Origin of the sequence: Salipiger sp. PrR002 (genome assembly GCF_010500775.1) — a bacterium.
Classification (GTDB): domain Bacteria; phylum Pseudomonadota; class Alphaproteobacteria; order Rhodobacterales; family Rhodobacteraceae; genus Salipiger.
The window spans coordinates 138110-155173 of the sequence record NZ_JAAGOU010000001.1 but is presented as its reverse complement, the minus strand read 5'-3'; the positions used below and the strand labels follow the sequence as shown (position 1 = coordinate 155173).

Genomic DNA, 17064 nt, shown 5'->3' with positions numbered 1-17064 from the left:
CCTGATGCCCCTGTGGATAGGTGATGCTCATGACATGAGCATGACACCGGTGCGACACCTGCGCTAGCCTTGCCGCATGAGTGATGAACAACTTCCAAACACCGCCCCGCCGCCGCATCTTCTCGAGGCCGCGCTCTATTGTGCCGATCTCGATGCCGCCGAGGCGTTCTATTCCGGCGTGATGGGGCTGACGAAACTGCAGCGCGTGGGGGATCGCCACGTCTTCTTCCGGGTGGGTAGCGGCGTGCTGCTCATCTTCAACCCCGATGAGACAGAAAAGCCGCCGCGCAACCCGGCGCTGCCGGTGCCCGCGCATGGCGCGCGCGGGCCGGGCCATGTTTGCCTCGCCATGCCCGGCGCGGCGATGGACGGCTGGCGCGCCCGCCTGCTGCAGGCGGGCGTCGAGATCGAACAGGATTTCATCTGGCCCAATGGCGCGCGGTCGATCTATTTCCGCGACCCCGCCGGCAATTCGGTGGAACTGGCCGAGCCGCGGCTCTGGGAATAACCGGGCTGGGCATCACGCGGGCATGTGCACTGACGCGCCCGCGGCTCCGCGCCGCGGAGCCGCTACACGCGCTGCGCATCGAGCGGGCAAGCCCGCTGATGCGCTAGAACCCGCATTTGTCCCGCAGGAAGGCCAGCGCCACGCCCAGCCCGTCCGGGGCAATACCGTGGCCGGTGCCCTTCATCACATGGGCATAGACCTCTTTCCAGCCCGCGCCCTGCAGCGCCTCGGCGGCGGCGGGCATGGACTGCGGCGGCACAACGTCATCCTGATCGCCATGCACCAGCAGAACCTGCGGGCGCACCACAACGTCGTCGGCCAGCAGCTCGGGCGAGATCAAACGGCCCGAGAAGGCCACGACGCCTGCCACTTCATCCTCGCGCCGGGGCGCCACATGCAGCGCCATCATCGAGCCCTGCGAGAAGCCGACCAGCGCCACCTGTTCGGGCAGCAGATCCTCATCGACCATCAGCGCGTCGAGAAAGGCGTTCAGATCCTCCACCGCGCGCGCCATGCCCTGCATCGACTCCTCTTCCGAGGACCCGTCGATCCAAGGGATCGGGAACCACTGAAAGCCCATGGGCGCTCCGGCGCAATCCTCCGGCGCGTCGGGCGCGACGAACATCGTGTCGGGCAGATGCTCGCCCAGCGGATCGGCGAGGCCCAGCAGATCGGCCCCATTGGCGCCATAGCCATGCAGGAACACGACGCAGGAGCGGGTCTCGCCCGAAACGGGGCCCTTGCGGCCGGCCTGAAGAACGCGGGTCATGCAATACCTTCCCTTTGCTTTTGCACATGGTAGTAGGCCCAGAGCGCCCGCGCCGCAACCGCCCGCCATGGGCTCCATGCCTCGGCCATCTTGCGCAGCGCGCGCTCCTTGGGGCGCTCATCCAGATCGAAGAGGATGCGCGCCGCCTCCTGCAGCGCCAGATCGCCCGGCGCGAAGACATCCGCATGGCCGAGCGAGAACATGGCATAGATCTCGGCGGTCCAGACCCCGATCCCCTTTACTGCGGTCAGCGTCTCAACCACTTCCTGCGTCGGCGCGGTCCGCAGCGCGTCGAAGTCGATCCCCTCGGCGGCCAGCGCCTGCGCGTAGGTGGCCTTCTGCCGCGACAGGCCAAGCGCGCGCAGCCCCTCGATATCCTGCGACAGGATCGCCTCGGGCGAGATCATCCCCGCCGCCTCGAGCCGCGCCCAGATCGCCCGCGCCGAAGCCACACTGACCTGCTGGCTGACGATGGCCGACAGAAGCTGCGCGAAGCCGTCCTCGCGCCGCCGCAGCGGCAGCGGCCCGGTCAGTTCCAGCGCATGGGCAAAGCGCGGCTCGGCCTCCGCCAGCCAAACGCAGCCCTCGGCCACGCAGGCGTCGGAATGAATGATCCGTCCGACCTGCCGCACCGCATCCGTCATGGCGTCCCTTTCATCTTTCAACAAATACTCAAACCCTGCGCAGAGACGCCAAGCGGCGTCAGGCCGCAGCCGTCCCCCCTTGTGCTCCCCCGCACCGCGCCCTACCGATTGCGCATGCACAGCACAACAGAGTCCCGCGCCCGGCGCAATGTCACCATTCTGGTTCTCGCGCAGGCTTTCCTCGGCGCGCAGATGCCGATGATCTTCACCATCGGCGGGCTGGCCGGCCAGTCGCTGGCGCCGAACCCCTGTTTTGCGACGCTGCCGATCTCGCTGATCGTGCTGGGCTCGATGCTGTCGGCAACGCCGGTCTCGGCCTTCATGCAGCGCTTTGGCCGCCGCGCGGGGTTCTTCCTCGGCACCTTCGGCGGCACGCTCGGCGGCATCGTGGGCGCGACGGGGCTTTACCTGCAGTCCTTCCCGATCTTCCTGCTCGGCAGCCTGCTCACCGGGCTCTACATGTCGGCGCAGGGGTTCTACCGCTTCGCCGCCGCCGACACCGCCAGCCCCACCTTCCGGCCCAAGGCGATCTCTTACGTGATGGCGGGCGGGCTGGTCTCGGCGCTCATCGGCCCGCAGGTGGTGAAGCTGACCGCCGACGCCTATGTGATCCCCTTCTTCGGCACCTATGCGGCGGTGATCGCGGTGAACCTCGTGGGCTCGCTGCTGTTTCTCTTCCTCGATATTCCAAAGCCCCCCGCCCCGGCCGAAGGCAGCCCCTATGGCCGCACGCGCTGGCAGCTGATCACCACGCCGCGCATCGCCGTGGCGGTGATCTGCGGCATGGTGAGCTACGCGCTGATGAACCTCGTGATGACCTCGACGCCACTGGCGGTTGTGGGCTGCGGGTTCGAGACCTCGGACGCGGCCAATGTGGTCAGCGCCCATGTGCTGGCGATGTTCGCGCCGTCCTTCTTCACCGGGCAGATGATCAACCGCTTCGGCGTCGAGAAGATCATGGGCCTCGGGCTCGTCATCCTCGCTGGCGCGGGCGCGGTGGCGATGACCGGCGTCGAGCTGGAGAATTTCTTCTTCGCGCTGGTGCTGCTGGGGATCGGCTGGAACTTCGGCTTCATCGGCGCGACCACCATGCTCTCTGGCGCGCATAGCGCCGAAGAGCGCGGCCGCATGCAGGGGCTCAATGATCTGCTGGTGTTCGGCGGGGTGACCTTTGCCTCCCTCGCCTCGGGCGGGCTGATGAACTGCTCTGGCGGCACGCCGCAACAGGGCTGGAGCGCGGTGGTGATGGCCATGGCGCCCTTCCTCGTGCTGGCGGGCGGCGCGCTGATCTGGCTGGTGCTGCGCCCAGAAGAGCAACCGGCGGAGTAAGGCAAATCCCTATCAAGGGATTTGCGCTACACCCGCCCGGTAAAGCCCGCCTTCGCCAGACGCGCCCGTCGCGAGAATTCCGACAGCTGCAGCGTTCCCTCGGCGACCCGCTGCGGCTCTTTTGCCGCCATCTGCAACAAAGGCCCCGCCTGCCATCCCACCAGCAGCGCAGGACGCGCCGCCTTCGGCACGGCGCCAAAGCTCTTTCGCGCCCGTGCCAGCCGCGCCAGCCCGCCGCGCGCCAGCGCCGCCACGCCCTCGGGGCGTCCGTCGAGCAGCGGCACGCGGCCCTTGCTCTCAAGCTCCGGCACCGCGCGCAGGAAGGCCGCGAGACCAAAGGCATAGCCCGCATCCAGCGCAAGCTCTTCGCCCATACCGGCAGGTCCCGCCAGCCCCCGCCCCGCCGCCAGCAGCAGCAGCCCCGAGGTTTCCTCGAGGTAGCGCGTCAGATGCGCCTCATCCTCGAAGGGATCGCGGTAGATGTCCCAACGCCGCGCGCCGACCAGCGGATCGAGCCGGGCCGCGGTCTCGCCATCCAGCACCTGCGCCAGCGGCGTGACCACCTCGTGCCGCCGCACCGCACCGCCCTTGGCGATCTCTTCCAGCGCGTCGCGCCACCATTGCAGGCGCATCTCGGCGATCATCGTCTCCTGCGTCACCCAAGGCGCGCGGGCGACCTCGAGGTTGAACGCATAGAGCGGGAACAGCACGCGCCGCGCCTGTGGCGGCGCGGCCATGGCCGCGGCGAAACGGTCGGGATCGCCGCGCTCGATCAGCCCGGCACAGGCGATCAGATCGTCACTGAGCTGCACGCGCGGCCCCGCAGTCGCGGATCAGCTTCCAGCGCACCGCATCCAGCAGCGCCTCGAAGGAGGCGTCGACTATGTTGGCGCTGACGCCGACCGTCTGCCAGCGCCGCCCGGCCCCGTCTTCGCTGTCGATGATGACGCGGGTCACCGCCTCGGTGCCGCCTTGGGTGATGCGCACCTTGAAGTCCACCAGCCGCATGTCGTCGATCATCGACTGATAGGGCCCGAGGTCCTTGGCCAGCGCCTTCGACAGCGCGTTCACCGGACCACGGTCGTGGCCCTCGGTGTCGAGACTGTCGGAGACCGAGAGCTTCTTTTCACCGTCGATCTTCACCACCACCACGGCCTCGGAGAGCGAGACCATCTGGTCGTATTTGTTCTTCCGCCGCTCGATGGTCACCCGGTAGCGCTTCACTTCGAAGAACTCCGGCAGCAGCCCCAGCTCCTCGCGCGCCAAGAGCTCAAAGCTCGCCTGCGCGGTGTCATAGGTGTAGCCCTCGGCCTCCTGCGCCTTGATCCGCTCGAGGATGCGCCCCAGCGCCGGATTGCCCTTCTCGACCTCCAGACCCGCTTCGGCGAGGCGGCGGCGCAGGTTCGACTGTCCGGCTTGGTTCGACATGGGGATCACACGGCGGTTGCCCACCTGCCCCGGCTCGATGTGCTCGTAGGTGCTGGGATCCTTGAGGATCGCGCTGGCGTGCAGCCCCGCCTTATGGGCAAAGGCCGAACTGCCGACAAAGGCCGCCTGCCGCATCGGCACACGGTTGAGGATCTCGTCGAGCATCCGGCTCATCTGGGTCAGCCCCTCCAGCGCCTCGCGGCTGACGCCGGTCTCATAGCGGCTGGCGTAGGGCTCCTTGAGCAGCAGCACCGGGATCAGCGTGGTGAGATTGGCATTGCCGCAGCGCTCGCCCAGACCGTTGAGCGTGCCCTGCAACTGCCGCACGCCCGCGTCGATCGCCGCCAGCGTACAGCCCACGGCGTTCTCGGTGTCATTGTGGGTGTGGATGCCAAGCTTGTCGCCGGGCACGCCCGCCGCGATCACCGCGCGCACGATGCGCCCCACTTCCTCGGGCAGCGTGCCGCCGTTGGTGTCGCAGAGCACCACCCAGCGCGCGCCACTGTCCAGCGCCGCCTTCACGCAGCCAAGCGCATAGCCGGGGTTGGCCTTGTAGCCATCAAAGAAATGCTCGGCGTCAAACAGCGCCTCAAGCCCCTGCGCCACGCAATGGGCGACCGAGGCCGAGATCGCCTCGAGGTTCTCCTCAAGCGTGATGCCAAGCGCGGTGGTGACGTGGAACTCATGGGTCTTGCCCACGAGGCAGACCGACGGCGTGCCCGCGTTCAGCACCGCCGCCAGCACGTCGTCATTGGCCGCCGAACGCCCCGCCCGCTTGGTCATGCCAAAGGCGGTCATCGTGGCGCGGGTCTGACCCACCTCGTCGAAAAAAGCGCTGTCGGTGGGATTGGCCCCGGGCCAGCCGCCTTCGATGTAGTCGACCCCCAGCGCATCCAGCGCCGCGACGATGCGGTGCTTCTCGGCGGTGGAGAACTGCACGCCTTGGGTCTGCTGCCCGTCGCGCAGGGTGGTGTCGTAGATGTAGAGACGCTCCTTCCCCATCACGCCGCTCCTTTCATCTTTCCACAAACACTCCGGGGGCGCGGGGGCTGGCCCCCGCATCCCGCTGCCCGCCGGCACAGGGCCATTCGGTACATCATCACACGAGCCCCTCCAGCTTGGAGGCATCAAAGCCGGCACCGGGCAGAAGCTCGACGCCCGCCTTGGACATGCGCACTTCGACCCCGGCTTCGATCAGCGCGGTCTTGAGCCGGTCGACCTCGGAGAAATCCTTGGTCTCCATAGCCTGCGCCCGCACGCCCGCGAGGTGGTCCGCCAGACCCGAGAGGTCCGGCCCGGCATTCACCCAATCGCCCAGTTCGTCCGTCAGCAGGCCCAAAAGCTGCGCCGAGGCAACAAATTCTTGAGCCGTCTTAAGCCATGTGACGTCCTCTCGAGCGGGCGCGTCAGGTTCCCAGGTTTTCCCTGCCTTCTGGTAGAGGTACTGCCCCAGATGCCCGAGCTGATTGAGGGCTCCTGCCGTGTTGAGATCGTCTTCCAAGAGTTCGGCGATCTCTTGTGACGGCTTTGACGGCTGAACTCCGTCAGTCAAACTGCGCCAGCGCCGCAAGGTGCGTTCCGCTTGCGCCGCCTTCTCGGCGGTCCAGTCCATCGGCTTGCGGTAATGGGTCGAGAGCATGACGAAGCGGATCACCTCGCCCGGCACGGCGGGCATGCCGTCGTGGCCGTCGAGCAGGTCGCGCACGGTGAAGAAGTTGCCCAAGGATTTGGACATCTTCTTGCCCTCGACCTGCAGCATCTCGTTGTGCAGCCAGACCTTGGCGAACTCCCCATGCGGGTGCGCGCAGCAGCTCTGGGCGATCTCATTTTCGTGGTGCGGGAACATCAGGTCGTTGCCGCCGCCGTGGATGTCAAAGCTCTCGCCCAGAAGCTCATAGGCCATGGCCGAGCACTCGATGTGCCAGCCCGGACGGCCCCGGCCCCAGGGGCTGTCCCAGCCCGGCAGGTCATCCGCCGAGGGCTTCCACAGCACGAAGTCCATCGGGTTGCGCTTGTAGGGCGCCACCTCGACCCGCGCCCCGGCGATCATGTCGTCGACCGAACGGCCCGACAGCGCGCCATAGTCCTTGTAGCTCTCCACCGCGAAAAGCACGTGCCCCTCCGCCTCATAGGCGTGACCGTCGGCAATGAGCCCGTCGATCATCGCGACCATTTGCTTGATGAACTGCGTGGCGCGGGGCATGTGGTCGGGCTCCATCACGCCGACCGCGCCCATGTCCTGCAGATACCAGCCGATGGTCTCTTCGGTGCGCTCGGCGATCAGATCTTCAAGGCTGCGCGGATCGCCCGCCGCCTTGCGCGCCTGCGCGGTGGCGTTGATCTTGTCGTCGACGTCGGTGAAGTTGCGCACATAGGTGACGTGATCCGCCCCATAGACATGGCGCAGCAGCCGCGCCAGCACGTCGAAGACGATGGCCGGGCGGGCGTTGCCGAGGTGCGCGCGGTCGTAGACCGTGGGCCCGCAGACATACATCCGGACGTTCTTGGGATCGATCGGGGTGAAGACCTCCTTGCGGCGGGTCTTCGAGTTGGTCAGCGAGATGGTCATGGCGCGCTCCTTCGCGGCGGTCGCGGCGGGAGTAGCAACTTCATCTCTCGATTGGAATAGAAGACCGGCCCGCCGAAGATATCAGCAGGTAATGCAGCAAATCTGAATGGCGTTGCGCAGGGTCATGCGGGATGTCTAGCGCGGCGCGTCCCGCGCGTCCAGCATTTCCACCAGCTTTGCCAGAGACGAGAGGTTGCGCGCGGTGAGCGGCGCACCCGCGATGGCCTCGAACCGGGGCGCGAGCTTCGAGCGGCCAAAGCCGCCGGGCGTGTGCAGCCAGATCATGCCCTCGCCCTCGGCGATCTCGTCTCCGGGGGCGGCAAAGCGCTCGAACAGCGCGCGATCAAGTCTGGCGGGAGTGAGGCTGGCAGACGCGAAGAGAAACCCCACATGCACGCGTTTGGGATCATCGGGCGCGAAGGGACAGCGCTCCAGCGCCGCGCGCAGCCGCTCCGGCGGCAGCACCAGCACCGGCACGTCGAGCCCCTGCCCCGACAAAGCGCCCTGCAGCGCCGCGGCCAAAGCCTCTGGCGCGCCCTCGGCGTCGAACAACAGATTGCCCGAGGCGAGATGGCTCTGCACGTCCTGCCAGCCCAGCCCTTCGCAGAGTGCGCGCAGCTTGGCCATGGGCAGCGCATTGGCACCGCCGACATTGATCCCGCGCAGCAGGGCGACATTGAGAGCCATGGATCACCTCCGGCGCCAACAAAGACCAAGGGGCAGTTTCGGTCAATCGGGCACCGGCTCAGCGCCCCCGCAATGCAAAAGGCCCCGCCATGCGGCAGGGCCTTTCAAAACTCATCCAGCGCGGATCACTCCGCCGCGTCGGGCGCGGGCGCGCCATCGGTGGGCGCATCCTCGGCCTTCTTACGCGGCTTGCGGGTGCGCTTGGGCTTTTCCTCGGCCTGCTCCGCCGGAGCGTCAGCGGGTTTCGCCGCCTCTTCGCCCTCGGGCTTCTTGCGACGGGTGCGCGGCTTGGGCTTGGGCTTGCTCTCGGCGCGGCTTTCCGGGGTTTCGACGAGACCGCTGTCATCATCGTCATCCGATGCACCGCCCAGCACGTCCGGCTGATCGCCAAGGCCCGGCAGGCTCTGGGTTTCCACCTCGGGCTGCTGCGCCTTGGGCTCGTGCCCGGCATCGCCCTGCGCTGGCTGGTTGCCGCCGCTCTGGCCACCGCCGCTATGGTTGCCGTGGTTCTGGCCGCCATTGCCCTGCTGGTTGCCGCCGTCGCGGGTCTCACCACGGTTTTGGTCGCGGCTTTGATCACGGTCGGACCGATCGCGGTCGCGCTGCGCCTGACGCTCGCGGTTCTCGCGCTCTTGCTGTTCGCGGCGCTGGTCGGCTTCCTTCTGCGCTTCCGACAGCAGGCGCATATAATGTTCGGCGTGCTGCTGGAAGTTCTCGGCAGCAACGCGGTCGTTGCCGAGCGCCGCATCGCGGGCCAACTGGTTGTATTTGTCGATGATCTGCTGCGGCGTGCCGCGCACCTTGCCCTCCGGGCCCGAGCTGTCGAACACGCGGTTGACGACGTTCCCAAGAGTGTTGCGGTTGCGGTTGTTCTTCGACCGCGAGCGGGATTTCGAGGATCGCATCTTGTCTGCTATCAGCCTTGTGTCTGACTGTCCCTGTGACCTCGGCGCTGCGCCTGATGTGGCGCCGTCAATGCCCGTGATCACTCCAATGTCGGGTTGATGTCGGGCGGGACCGCTGTGAGGCATCCACCGCTCCGACCCCTACTGCTAATCATTTCGAGGCAGGGCTGACAAGGGAAAATCTCGGGAAATATGAGATTTTCACCCGAAATGCGCCGAAACGTGGTTTCAAAGCGCTTGCAGCCGCCCCGTAACCACCCGATCGCGTCCATCGAGATCGGCAATGACCGCAACGTCAACCAGCCCAGAGGCGCGGAAAAGGTCTGCGACCGCCGCGCCCTGTGACGGCCCGATCTCGACCAGCAGACGCCCGCCCGGCGCCAGATGCGCCGCCGCCCCCGCCGAGATCGCGCGATAGGCCGCCAGCCCGTCGCCCTCGTCGGTCAGCGCCATGCGCGGCTCGTGATCACGCACCTCGGGCGCCAGCCCCGGCATCTCGGTCAGCGCGATATAGGGCGGGTTCGACACGATGAGATCGAAGGTCTCGGGCGCATCGCCAAGCGCGCCCCACCAATTGCCCTGCGCCAGCGCGGCGCGCGGCTCCAGCTGCAGCGCGTTGCGGTTCCAGAAGGCCACCTCCAGCGCCTGCGCGCTGAGATCGGTGCCGATTCCCGTGGCGCCGGGCCGTTCGGCCAGCAGCGTCAGCAGGATACAGCCCGAGCCGGTGCCCAGATCGAGCACCCGGGTGAAGGGCTGCGACAGCGCCGCCTCGATCAGAATCTCGGTCTCGGGGCGCGGATCGAGCACACTCGAGTTGACGAGGAACTCGCGCCCGTAGAACTGCCGCCGCCCGGTCAGATGCGAGACCGGCACCCGCGCCGCGCGGCGGTCGATCAGCGCATCAAAAAGCACCGCGTGTTCAGGCGCGACGGGTTCGGGCAGAAACAGCGTCAGCCGCCCCGGCGGCACCTTCAACACATGCGCCAGCAGCCGCCGCGCGTCGCGCCCGGGGTCGGCCACGCCTGCCTCGACCAGCCGCGCGGTGGCGCGGGCCAGAAGCTGCGATCCGGTGCTGCCCCCGCTCATGCCATCTCCGCCAGCATAGACGCCTGCGCATCGGCGGTTAGCGCGTCGATGATCTCGTCAAGATCGCCGCCCAGCACCGCTTCGAGCTTGTAGAGGGTCAGCCCGATACGGTGGTCGGTCATGCGCCCTTGCGGGAAATTATAGGTGCGGATGCGCTCGGAGCGGTCGCCCGAGCCGACCTGCGCCTTGCGGTCGGAGGCGCGGCTTTCGTCCGCCTTTTGGCGCTCCATGTCGAACAGCCGCGCGCGCAACACGTTCATCGCGATCTCGCGGTTGCGGTGCTGGGACTTTTCGGAGGAGGTGACCACAAGCCCGGTGGGAATATGGGTGATGCGCACGGCAGAATCGGTAGTGTTGACGTGCTGGCCGCCCGCGCCCGAGCTGCGCATCGTGTCGATGCGGATGTCATTGGGGTTGATCTCGATATCCACCGCCTCGGCCTCGGGCAGCACCGCCACGGTGGCCGCCGAAGTGTGGATGCGCCCGCCGCTCTCGGTCTCGGGCACGCGCTGGACCCGGTGCACGCCGCTTTCGAACTTGAGCCGGGCAAAGACGTTCTCGCCCTCGATGCGCACCACCAGTTCCTTGATGCCGCCAAGCTCGGAAAGCTGCTCTTCGATGACCTCCCAGCGCCAGCCGCGCGCCTCGGCATAGCGCTGGTACATGCGCGCCAGATCACCGGCAAACAGGGCCGCCTCGTCGCCACCGGTGCCGGGGCGGATCTCGAGGATCGCGGGCCGCGCATCGGCAGCGTCGCGCGGTAGCAGTGCCAGTTGCAGCGCATGCTCGGCCTCGGGCAACCGCGCGCGCAGGGTGGGAAGCTCTTCCTCGGCGAGCGCCTTCATCTCGGGATCGGCGAGCATCTCCTCGGCCTCGGCGAGATCGGCCTGCAGGGTTTCCCATTCGGCGATCTGATCGACCACGGGCTTGAGCTCGGCATATTCGCGTCCCAGCGCGGCAATATCGCCCCGCCCCTCGGCCATGCAGGCCTGGACATACTCGAAACGGTCACGGATCTGGTGAAGTCGGTCAGCGGGGATCATCCGCTTTCCTTTCCCCATTGCAACGTCCGGGTCAAGTCTGCGTGGCGCCGGACAAATCTCTTGCAAGAGATTTGCAAGCTCCTTGCAAGGAGCTTGGCGTCAGCCCTGCTGCCCGGCGAGCGTGGCCAGCCAGCCGTCCACCCGCGCCTTGTTCACCCCCATGTCGGACTGGCCAAAGCGCTGGCGGGCGTAAAGCTCGAGGTGGTCTTCGACGAATTGCACGGTGGTGTAATCGGGAAAGCCCATCCATTTCGAGCGAGAAACGTAAGTCACGCGGCCCTCACCCGGGCTGCCCGCAAGCACCTCGGTGCGCGGGGTCTCGAGAATGATGCGGTGCAGCGCCTCGAAGGTCTCTTCCGACCCGGCGACGCGGCGGCGCACGCCGCTGGCCAGATCCTGATCGGCGGTCACCTGCGGGTCGACGTTCCACACCGAAGGGTCCGACGGCGCGAGGCGAATCCAGGCCAGACCGGCCACCACAAGCAGGATGATGATCCAGAATACCATGCGCACCACGTGTTCCTTTCCATTCAGTGCCCGCCGCGCGCGGCGGCGGGTTGCTTCTGATTTCACGATTCCCGCGCGTAATCAAAGGCCGAACACGGCTGCTCGCGGGATTGTGCCCACGCGGGAGGAGGCCCGCGCGGGTGCCTTGGCTCAGCGCCGTGTCCAGCCCCAGAGGCAGAGCAGCTCGGTCGCCACATGCGCCCCGGCGATGGCCGTTGCGCCGCTGGTGTCGAAGGGCGGCGAGACCTCGACGATGTCACCGCCGACCATGTTGATCCCCGCCAGTTCGCGCAGGCAGACCGCCGCCTGATGGCTCGACAGCCCGCCCCAGACCGGCGTGCCGGTGCCCGGCGCGAAGGCCGGGTCAAGCGCGTCGATGTCGAAGGTCAGATAGACCGGATGGCCGCGCACGATCTCGCGCGCCCGTGCCGCCGCCGCCTCGGGGCCGATGCGGTGCAGCTCGCGCGCGTCGATGATGTTGAAGCCCAGCGTGTCGGGGTTGTCGGTACGGATGCCGATCTGCACCGAGCGGTTCGGGTCGACCAGCCCCAGCTTCACCGCCTTGTACATGAAGGTGCCGTGATCGATGCGGCCAAAATCATCGTCCGCCCAAGTGTCGGTATGGGCGTCGAACTGGATCACCGACAGCGGGCCGTATTTGGCGGCATAGGCCTTGAGGATCGGCAGGGTGATCGAATGGTCACCGCCCAGCGTGACCGTCGCCGTATCGGTGGCGAGGATGCCCGCAATATGCGCCTCGAGCGTGCCCGGAAAGGCCGGCACATTGGCATAATCGAAAGCCAGATCGCCGTAATCGGCGATGGCGAACTCCGACAGCACGTCATAGCCCCAGCCGTAGGGCGCATCGCAGGGCTGCAGCAGCGAGGCCTCGCGGATCGCCCGCGGGCCAAAGCGCGTGCCGGTGCGGTTGGTCACCGCCTGATCGAAGGGCACGCCGGTCACCGCCACATCGGCGCCCGACAGGTCCTTGGTGTAGCGACGGCGCAGGAAAGAGGCGGCCCCGCCGAACACATTCTCGAAGCTGGAGCCTTTCAGCTCCTCGCGGGTGAAGGCATGGTCGATCTGGGTCTTGGCGTCTTCGAGAGCCATCTGGGTTACTCCTGCACCGGCAGCGCGGTCTCGATCAGCCGCGCAAAGAAGCTCGCGCCGATGGGCGCGATATCGTCGTTGAAGTCATACTGCGGGTGGTGACAGCCAAAGGTGTCGCCCTGCCCGAGGAAGAGATAGGCCCCCGGCCGCGCCTGCAGCATGTAGGAAAAATCCTCGGCGGGCATGATCGGATCGCAATCGTCCACGACCTTATCGGCCCCCACCACCTCGCGCGCGATCTGCGCCGCGAAGGCCGCCTGCTCGGGATGGTTCTCGGTCACCGGATAGCCGCGGTGATAGGTCACCTCGGCGGTGCAGCCATAGACCTCGGCCTGCAGTCTGGCGATCTCGCGGATGCGCGTCTCGGCGAGATCGCGGGTCGGCGTACTGAAGCAACGCACCGTGCCGGTCAGATAGGCGGTCGCGGGGATGATGTTGTCGGTTGTGCCCGCGTGGATCTGCGTCACCGAGACCACCAGCCGGTCGAGCGCGTTCACGTTGCGGCTGACAATCGTCTGCATCGCCTGAACGATGCCCGCCGCCGCCGGGATCGGGTCGATGCAATCCTGCGGCGAGGCGCCATGCCCGCCCTTACCCGACACGTCGATGCGGAACTCATCCGCCGAGGCCTGAAGCGGCCCTGCAGTGGTCAGGAAATGGCCCTGCGCATCGCCCGGCGCGTTGTGCATCCCATAGACCTCGGCCACGTCGAACCGGTCCATGATGCCTTCGTCGATCATCGCCTTGGCACCTCCGCCGCCCTCTTCGGCGGGCTGGAAGATCAGCGCCACACGGCCCGAGAAATTGCGCGTCTCGGCAAGGTATTTGGCGGCGGCGAGAAGCATGGTGGTGTGCCCGTCGTGGCCGCAGGTATGCGCCACGCCCGGCACTTTTGACGCGTGCTCCGTGCCCGACAGATCGTCCATCGGCAGCGCGTCCATATCGGCACGCAGCCCGATGGTGCGCCCATTGCCGCGGCCCTCGATGATCGCCACCACGCCCGACTGCGCGATCCCCTCATGGATCTCGGTGATGCCAAAGCTCTTCAGCTTCTCGACCACGAAGGCCGCGGTCTTGTGGCAATCATAAAGCAGCTCGGGATGCTGGTGCAGGAAGCGGCGCCATTCCTTGAGGGTTTCGGCCTCGGCGGCGATGGAGTTGATCACGGGCATTGCGGTCTTTCCTTGGTGCTGGTCCGGACCTCTTGTCCCCGCGGGGACAGGGGGCCCGGTCTTTGGCGCCATGAAAGGCCGAAAACCCTCACGCCCGCAAGGGTTGACGCGACTCCACCAGTTTCACGAAATACGACGCGCCAATCGGGGCCGCCTCGTCGTTGAAGTCGAACTTCGGGTGGTGCACCGAAGGCCCAACGCCCTGACCGAGATAGAGGAACGCCCCCGGCCGCGCTTCGAGCATGTAGGAGAAATCCTCGGCCCCCATCGAAGGCGCGATCTCGTCCAGCACCTCGGGCGCAACGCCCTGCGCCACACCCACGGCGAACTCGGTCTGCCGCGCGTGGTTCACGGTCGGCGGATAGTTCGGCTGGAAGTCCAGCGCCGCGCTGACGCCATAGGCGCGCGCCTGACCCTCGACGATCTCGTGCAGGCGGCGTTCGGCCATGGCGCGGATCTCGGGATCGAAGCTGCGGATCGTGCCTGCCATGCGCACCGTCTCGGGGATGACATTGGTGGCCGAGCCGCCCTGCACCGTGGTCAGCGAGACCACCAGCGACTTCAGCGGATCGGCATTGCGCGACGGCACCGACAGCAGCGCTTGCCCGATCGCCAGCGCGCAGGGCACCGGATCGATGCAGAGATCGGGATGCGCCGCATGGCCGCCCTTGCCGGTCAGCACCAATTCGAAGTCATCGACCGCCGCCATGATCGGGCCCTTGGTGGTCGCCATTGTGCCAAGGGGCAGCGACGGGTCGGTGTGGATGGCGTAAACCTCGGAGATCCCAAAGCGCTCCATGATGCCTTCCTCGACCATGATGCGGCCGCCGCCGATGGTCTCTTCGGCAGGCTGGAAAATCAGCGCCACCTTGCCCGCGAAGTTGCGCGTCTCCGACAGGTATTTCGCCGCGCCCAGCAGCATCGTCGTGTGCCCGTCATGGCCACAGGCGTGCATCTTGCCCGGCACTTGGCTGGCGTGCTCGGCGCCGGTTTCCTCGTCCATCGGCAGCGCGTCCATGTCGGCGCGCAGCCCGGTCACCGGCCCATCGCCCTGCCCCTCGATGATCGCAACGACGCCGGATTGAGCAATGCCCTCATGAATCTCGGTGATCCCGAACTCGCGCAGCCGCGCCACCACAAACCCCGCCGTCTCGTGACAATCGAGGCTCAGCTCGGGGTTCTGGTGCAAATGGCGGCGCCATGTGCGCATCTCGTCGGCGTAATCCGCGATCCGGTTCACGATGGGCATGGGTGGACTCCTGAAGGTCTTTGAAGCAGGACAAGGTAAAATACCCATATAGCGGAGATGTCCATGACCAGCGATCCGAGCGCCGATCTGATCCACGATGAACGTGGCGGCATGCCCCGCCTGCTGGAGATTATGCGCCGCCTGCGGCACCCCGAGACCGGCTGCCCGTGGGATCTGGAGCAGGATTTCGCCACCATCGCGCCCTATACGATCGAAGAGGCCTATGAGGTCGCCGACGCCATCGAGCGCGAGGCATGGGACGAGCTGAAGGGCGAGCTCGGGGATCTGCTGTTCCAATCGGTGTTCCACGCGCAGATGGCCGAAGAGCGCGGGCTGTTCAGCTTCGACGATGTTGCCAACACCATGTCCGACAAGATGGTGTTCCGCCATCCGCATGTCTTCGGCACCGAGAGCAACGACAAATCCCCCGAGCAGCAGACCGCCGATTGGGAGAAGATCAAGGCCGCCGAGCGGGCCGCCAAGGCGGAAAAGGGCGTGCTCGACGGGGTGGCGCTGGGGCTGCCCGCCTTGCTGCGCGCGGTGAAGCTGCAGAAACGCGCCGCGCGCGTGGGCTTTGACTGGCCCTCGACCGACGAGGTGATCGACAAGATCGTCGAGGAAGCGCAGGAACTGCGCGAGGCCACCGATCCCGATCACGCCGAGGAGGAGTTTGGCGATCTGCTCTTTGTCATGGCCAATCTCGCCCGCCACATGGACATTGACCCCGAGCAGGCGCTGCGCCGCGCCAATGCCAAGTTCACCCGCCGCTTCGGCGCCATCGAGGCGGCGCTGGAGGCGCAGGGCAAGCGCCCCGAGGACAGCGATCTGGCCGAGATGGACGCGCTCTGGGATGCGGCCAAGGCCGAAGAAAAGGCCCGAAAATCCGCCGCTTCCCCGGCCCGCGCCAATGGGACGCAACCCGGCGCCAATTCCTGATCTTTCCGATAGGGCATTGATCTGATAATTTCACTCGGGTAAATGGCCGCCTGCGACTAGCCAACCTGACATGCATGACCGGAGGACTTTGATGCTGCGTCTCGGAACCGCCCTCGCCCTGATTGCCCCCACTCTCACGGCGGCCCCCGCGCTGGCCGAAGAGGTCAATCTCTACTCCTACCGTCAGCCCGAGCTTCTGAAGCCGCTGACCGACGCTTTCACCGAAGCCACCGGCATCGACGTGAACGTGGCCTATATCGACAAGGGCCTTGAAGAGCGCCTCGTGGCCGAGGGCGACCGCTCGCCCGCCGATCTCATTTTCACCGTCGACATCTCGCGCCTCGCCGCTGCCGTGCAGGCGGGCGTGACCCAGCCGGTCGAGAGCGAGGTTCTGCAAGAGAATGTGCCCGAGCAATACCGCGACCCCGAGGGCCAATGGTTCGGCCTGACCACGCGCGCGCGCATCGTATACGCCTCCAAAGACCGGGTCGATCCGTCGGAGATCACCACCTATGAGGATCTCGCCGATCCCAAGTGGGAAGGCCGCATCTGCACCCGCTCGGGCACCCATGACTACAACGTGGCGCTGGTGGCGGCGATGATCCACCACCACGGCGAGGAATACGCCAAAGAGTGGCTGACCGGCCTGAAGTCCAACCTCGCCCGCCGCCCGCAGGGCAACGACCGTGCGCAGGTCAAGGCGATCTGGGCTGGCGAATGCGACATCAGCCTCGGCAACACCTATTACATGGGCCAGATGCTGAGCGACCCCGAGCAGGTGGAATGGGCCAATTCGGTCAACGTGCTCTTCCCCGAGTTCGAAAACGGCGGCACCCATGTCAACATCTCGGGCGTGGCGATGACCAAATCCGCGCCGAACCGCGAGAACGCGCTGAAGATGATGGAATATCTGACCTCGCCCGAGGCGCAGGAAATCTATGCCCATGCCAACTATGAGTACCCGATCGCGCCCGGCACCGAGGCCGACGATCTGGTCAAGGGCTGGGGCAGCTTCACCGCCGACGACACCAACCTGATGACCCTCGCCGAGCAGCGCGGCGCGGCGCTGCGCCTGATCGAAGAGGTCGATTACGACGGCTGATCGCGGCGGCACCGTCACCG

Annotated in this window: 17 protein-coding genes; 4 read left to right on the top strand and 13 right to left on the bottom strand. The window is 66.7% G+C overall.

The genetic code is table 11. The features are described from left to right. Positions 1-76 precede the first annotated feature (76 nt). Entirely contained in the window at positions 77-508 is a 432-nt protein-coding gene (locus G0A00_RS00735; RefSeq protein ID WP_164179006.1) for a VOC family protein, read from the top strand. A 103-nt stretch (positions 509-611) separates the two neighbouring features. Here G0A00_RS00735 and G0A00_RS00730 read toward each other — a convergent pair whose 3' ends face one another. Together G0A00_RS00730 and G0A00_RS00725 are read right to left on the bottom strand one after the other, a co-directional pair. Then, positions 612-1277 carry an alpha/beta hydrolase gene (locus tag G0A00_RS00730; RefSeq protein WP_164179005.1) on the bottom strand — a complete coding sequence of 222 codons (666 nt, stop codon included), beginning with the start codon at positions 1275-1277 and terminating at the stop codon, positions 612-614. After that, positions 1274-1921 (bottom strand): DNA-3-methyladenine glycosylase, encoded by a 648-nt coding sequence (locus G0A00_RS00725; RefSeq protein WP_164179004.1) that lies wholly within the window; start codon positions 1919-1921, stop codon positions 1274-1276. The genes G0A00_RS00730 and G0A00_RS00725 overlap by 4 nt, the downstream gene beginning before the upstream one ends. Positions 1922-2035: 114 nt before the next feature. Here G0A00_RS00725 and G0A00_RS00720 point away from each other — a divergent pair, with 114 nt between their 5' ends. After that, positions 2036-3250: an MFS transporter gene (locus G0A00_RS00720; protein WP_164179003.1), complete on the top strand. Its 1215-nt coding sequence runs from the start codon at positions 2036-2038 to the stop codon at positions 3248-3250. 26 nt (positions 3251-3276) lie between these two features. On the opposite strand, the gene G0A00_RS00715 is transcribed toward G0A00_RS00720, so the two are convergent. From G0A00_RS00715 to G0A00_RS00665, 11 genes are all read right to left on the bottom strand, one after another. Then, the gene (locus G0A00_RS00715; protein WP_164179002.1) at positions 3277-4062 is read right to left on the bottom strand and encodes a squalene/phytoene synthase family protein; all 786 of its coding nucleotides are present in this window, start codon (positions 4060-4062) and stop codon (positions 3277-3279) included. Next, positions 4049-5680: a citramalate synthase gene (gene cimA / locus G0A00_RS00710; RefSeq protein WP_164179001.1), complete on the bottom strand. Its 1632-nt coding sequence runs from the start codon at positions 5678-5680 to the stop codon at positions 4049-4051. The genes G0A00_RS00715 and cimA overlap by 14 nt, the downstream gene beginning before the upstream one ends. A 97-nt stretch (positions 5681-5777) precedes the next feature. After that, positions 5778-7247 (bottom strand): cysteine--tRNA ligase, encoded by a 1470-nt coding sequence (gene cysS, locus G0A00_RS00705; RefSeq protein WP_164179000.1) that lies wholly within the window; start codon positions 7245-7247, stop codon positions 5778-5780. Positions 7248-7382: 135 nt separating this feature from the next. Then, the gene (locus G0A00_RS00700) at positions 7383-7934 is read right to left on the bottom strand and encodes a DUF1697 domain-containing protein (RefSeq protein ID WP_164178999.1); all 552 of its coding nucleotides are present in this window, start codon (positions 7932-7934) and stop codon (positions 7383-7385) included. A gap of 125 nt (positions 7935-8059) precedes the next feature. Then, positions 8060-8839: a DUF4167 domain-containing protein gene (locus G0A00_RS00695; RefSeq protein WP_164178998.1), complete on the bottom strand. Its 780-nt coding sequence runs from the start codon at positions 8837-8839 to the stop codon at positions 8060-8062. A 228-nt stretch (positions 8840-9067) separates the two neighbouring features. Next, positions 9068-9925 carry a peptide chain release factor N(5)-glutamine methyltransferase gene (gene prmC / locus G0A00_RS00690; protein ID WP_164178997.1) on the bottom strand — a complete coding sequence of 286 codons (858 nt, stop codon included), beginning with the start codon at positions 9923-9925 and terminating at the stop codon, positions 9068-9070. Continuing rightward, the gene (prfA, locus tag G0A00_RS00685; protein ID WP_164178996.1) at positions 9922-10968 is read right to left on the bottom strand and encodes a peptide chain release factor 1; all 1047 of its coding nucleotides are present in this window, start codon (positions 10966-10968) and stop codon (positions 9922-9924) included. The genes prmC and prfA overlap by 4 nt, the downstream gene beginning before the upstream one ends. A gap of 99 nt (positions 10969-11067) precedes the next feature. Then, positions 11068-11475: a DUF1499 domain-containing protein gene (locus G0A00_RS00680; protein ID WP_164179133.1), complete on the bottom strand. Its 408-nt coding sequence runs from the start codon at positions 11473-11475 to the stop codon at positions 11068-11070. 150 nt (positions 11476-11625) lie between these two features. Further along, positions 11626-12585 (bottom strand): agmatinase, encoded by a 960-nt coding sequence (gene speB, locus G0A00_RS00675; protein ID WP_066101066.1) that lies wholly within the window; start codon positions 12583-12585, stop codon positions 11626-11628. 5 nt (positions 12586-12590) lie between these two features. Then, positions 12591-13757: a M20 aminoacylase family protein gene (locus tag G0A00_RS00670; protein ID WP_164178995.1), complete on the bottom strand. Its 1167-nt coding sequence runs from the start codon at positions 13755-13757 to the stop codon at positions 12591-12593. Between the two features lie 88 nt (positions 13758-13845). Beyond that, complete coding sequence (locus G0A00_RS00665; protein WP_164178994.1) at positions 13846-15006, bottom strand: M20 aminoacylase family protein; 1161 nt, start codon at positions 15004-15006, stop codon at positions 13846-13848. A gap of 57 nt (positions 15007-15063) precedes the next feature. Here G0A00_RS00665 and mazG point away from each other — a divergent pair, with 57 nt between their 5' ends. Both mazG and G0A00_RS00655 read left to right on the top strand, forming a co-directional pair. After that, positions 15064-15942: a nucleoside triphosphate pyrophosphohydrolase gene (gene mazG / locus G0A00_RS00660; RefSeq protein ID WP_157373934.1), complete on the top strand. Its 879-nt coding sequence runs from the start codon at positions 15064-15066 to the stop codon at positions 15940-15942. A gap of 91 nt (positions 15943-16033) precedes the next feature. After that, the gene (locus G0A00_RS00655) at positions 16034-17044 is read left to right on the top strand and encodes a Fe(3+) ABC transporter substrate-binding protein (protein ID WP_203595217.1); all 1011 of its coding nucleotides are present in this window, start codon (positions 16034-16036) and stop codon (positions 17042-17044) included. The last annotated feature ends 20 nt before the right edge of the window (positions 17045-17064 follow it).

Bases quoted from the DNA above. Each gene is read 5' to 3' on its own strand.
- G0A00_RS00725 (WP_164179004.1), bottom strand. From the start codon at position 1,921: ATGACGGATGCGGTGCGGCAGGTCGGACGGATCATTCATTCCGACGCC.
- G0A00_RS00655 (WP_203595217.1), top strand. From the start codon at position 16,034: ATGCTGCGTCTCGGAACCGCCCTCGCCCTGATTGCCCCCACTCTCACG.
- G0A00_RS00730 (WP_164179005.1), bottom strand. From the start codon at position 1,277: ATGACCCGCGTTCTTCAGGCCGGCCGCAAGGGCCCCGTTTCGGGCGAG.
- G0A00_RS00695 (WP_164178998.1), bottom strand. From the start codon at position 8,839: ATGCGATCCTCGAAATCCCGCTCGCGGTCGAAGAACAACCGCAACCGC.
- speB (WP_066101066.1), bottom strand. From the start codon at position 12,585: ATGGCTCTCGAAGACGCCAAGACCCAGATCGACCATGCCTTCACCCGC.
- prmC (WP_164178997.1), bottom strand. From the start codon at position 9,925: ATGAGCGGGGGCAGCACCGGATCGCAGCTTCTGGCCCGCGCCACCGCG.
- cysS (WP_164179000.1), bottom strand. From the start codon at position 7,247: ATGACCATCTCGCTGACCAACTCGAAGACCCGCCGCAAGGAGGTCTTC.
- G0A00_RS00680 (WP_164179133.1), bottom strand. From the start codon at position 11,475: ATGGTATTCTGGATCATCATCCTGCTTGTGGTGGCCGGTCTGGCCTGG.
- mazG (WP_157373934.1), top strand. From the start codon at position 15,064: ATGTCCATGACCAGCGATCCGAGCGCCGATCTGATCCACGATGAACGT.
- G0A00_RS00665 (WP_164178994.1), bottom strand. From the start codon at position 15,006: ATGCCCATCGTGAACCGGATCGCGGATTACGCCGACGAGATGCGCACA.
- G0A00_RS00670 (WP_164178995.1), bottom strand. From the start codon at position 13,757: ATGCCCGTGATCAACTCCATCGCCGCCGAGGCCGAAACCCTCAAGGAA.
- cimA (WP_164179001.1), bottom strand. From the start codon at position 5,680: ATGGGGAAGGAGCGTCTCTACATCTACGACACCACCCTGCGCGACGGG.
- G0A00_RS00700 (WP_164178999.1), bottom strand. From the start codon at position 7,934: ATGGCTCTCAATGTCGCCCTGCTGCGCGGGATCAATGTCGGCGGTGCC.
- prfA (WP_164178996.1), bottom strand. From the start codon at position 10,968: ATGATCCCCGCTGACCGACTTCACCAGATCCGTGACCGTTTCGAGTAT.
- G0A00_RS00735 (WP_164179006.1), top strand. From the start codon at position 77: ATGAGTGATGAACAACTTCCAAACACCGCCCCGCCGCCGCATCTTCTC.
- G0A00_RS00720 (WP_164179003.1), top strand. From the start codon at position 2,036: ATGCACAGCACAACAGAGTCCCGCGCCCGGCGCAATGTCACCATTCTG.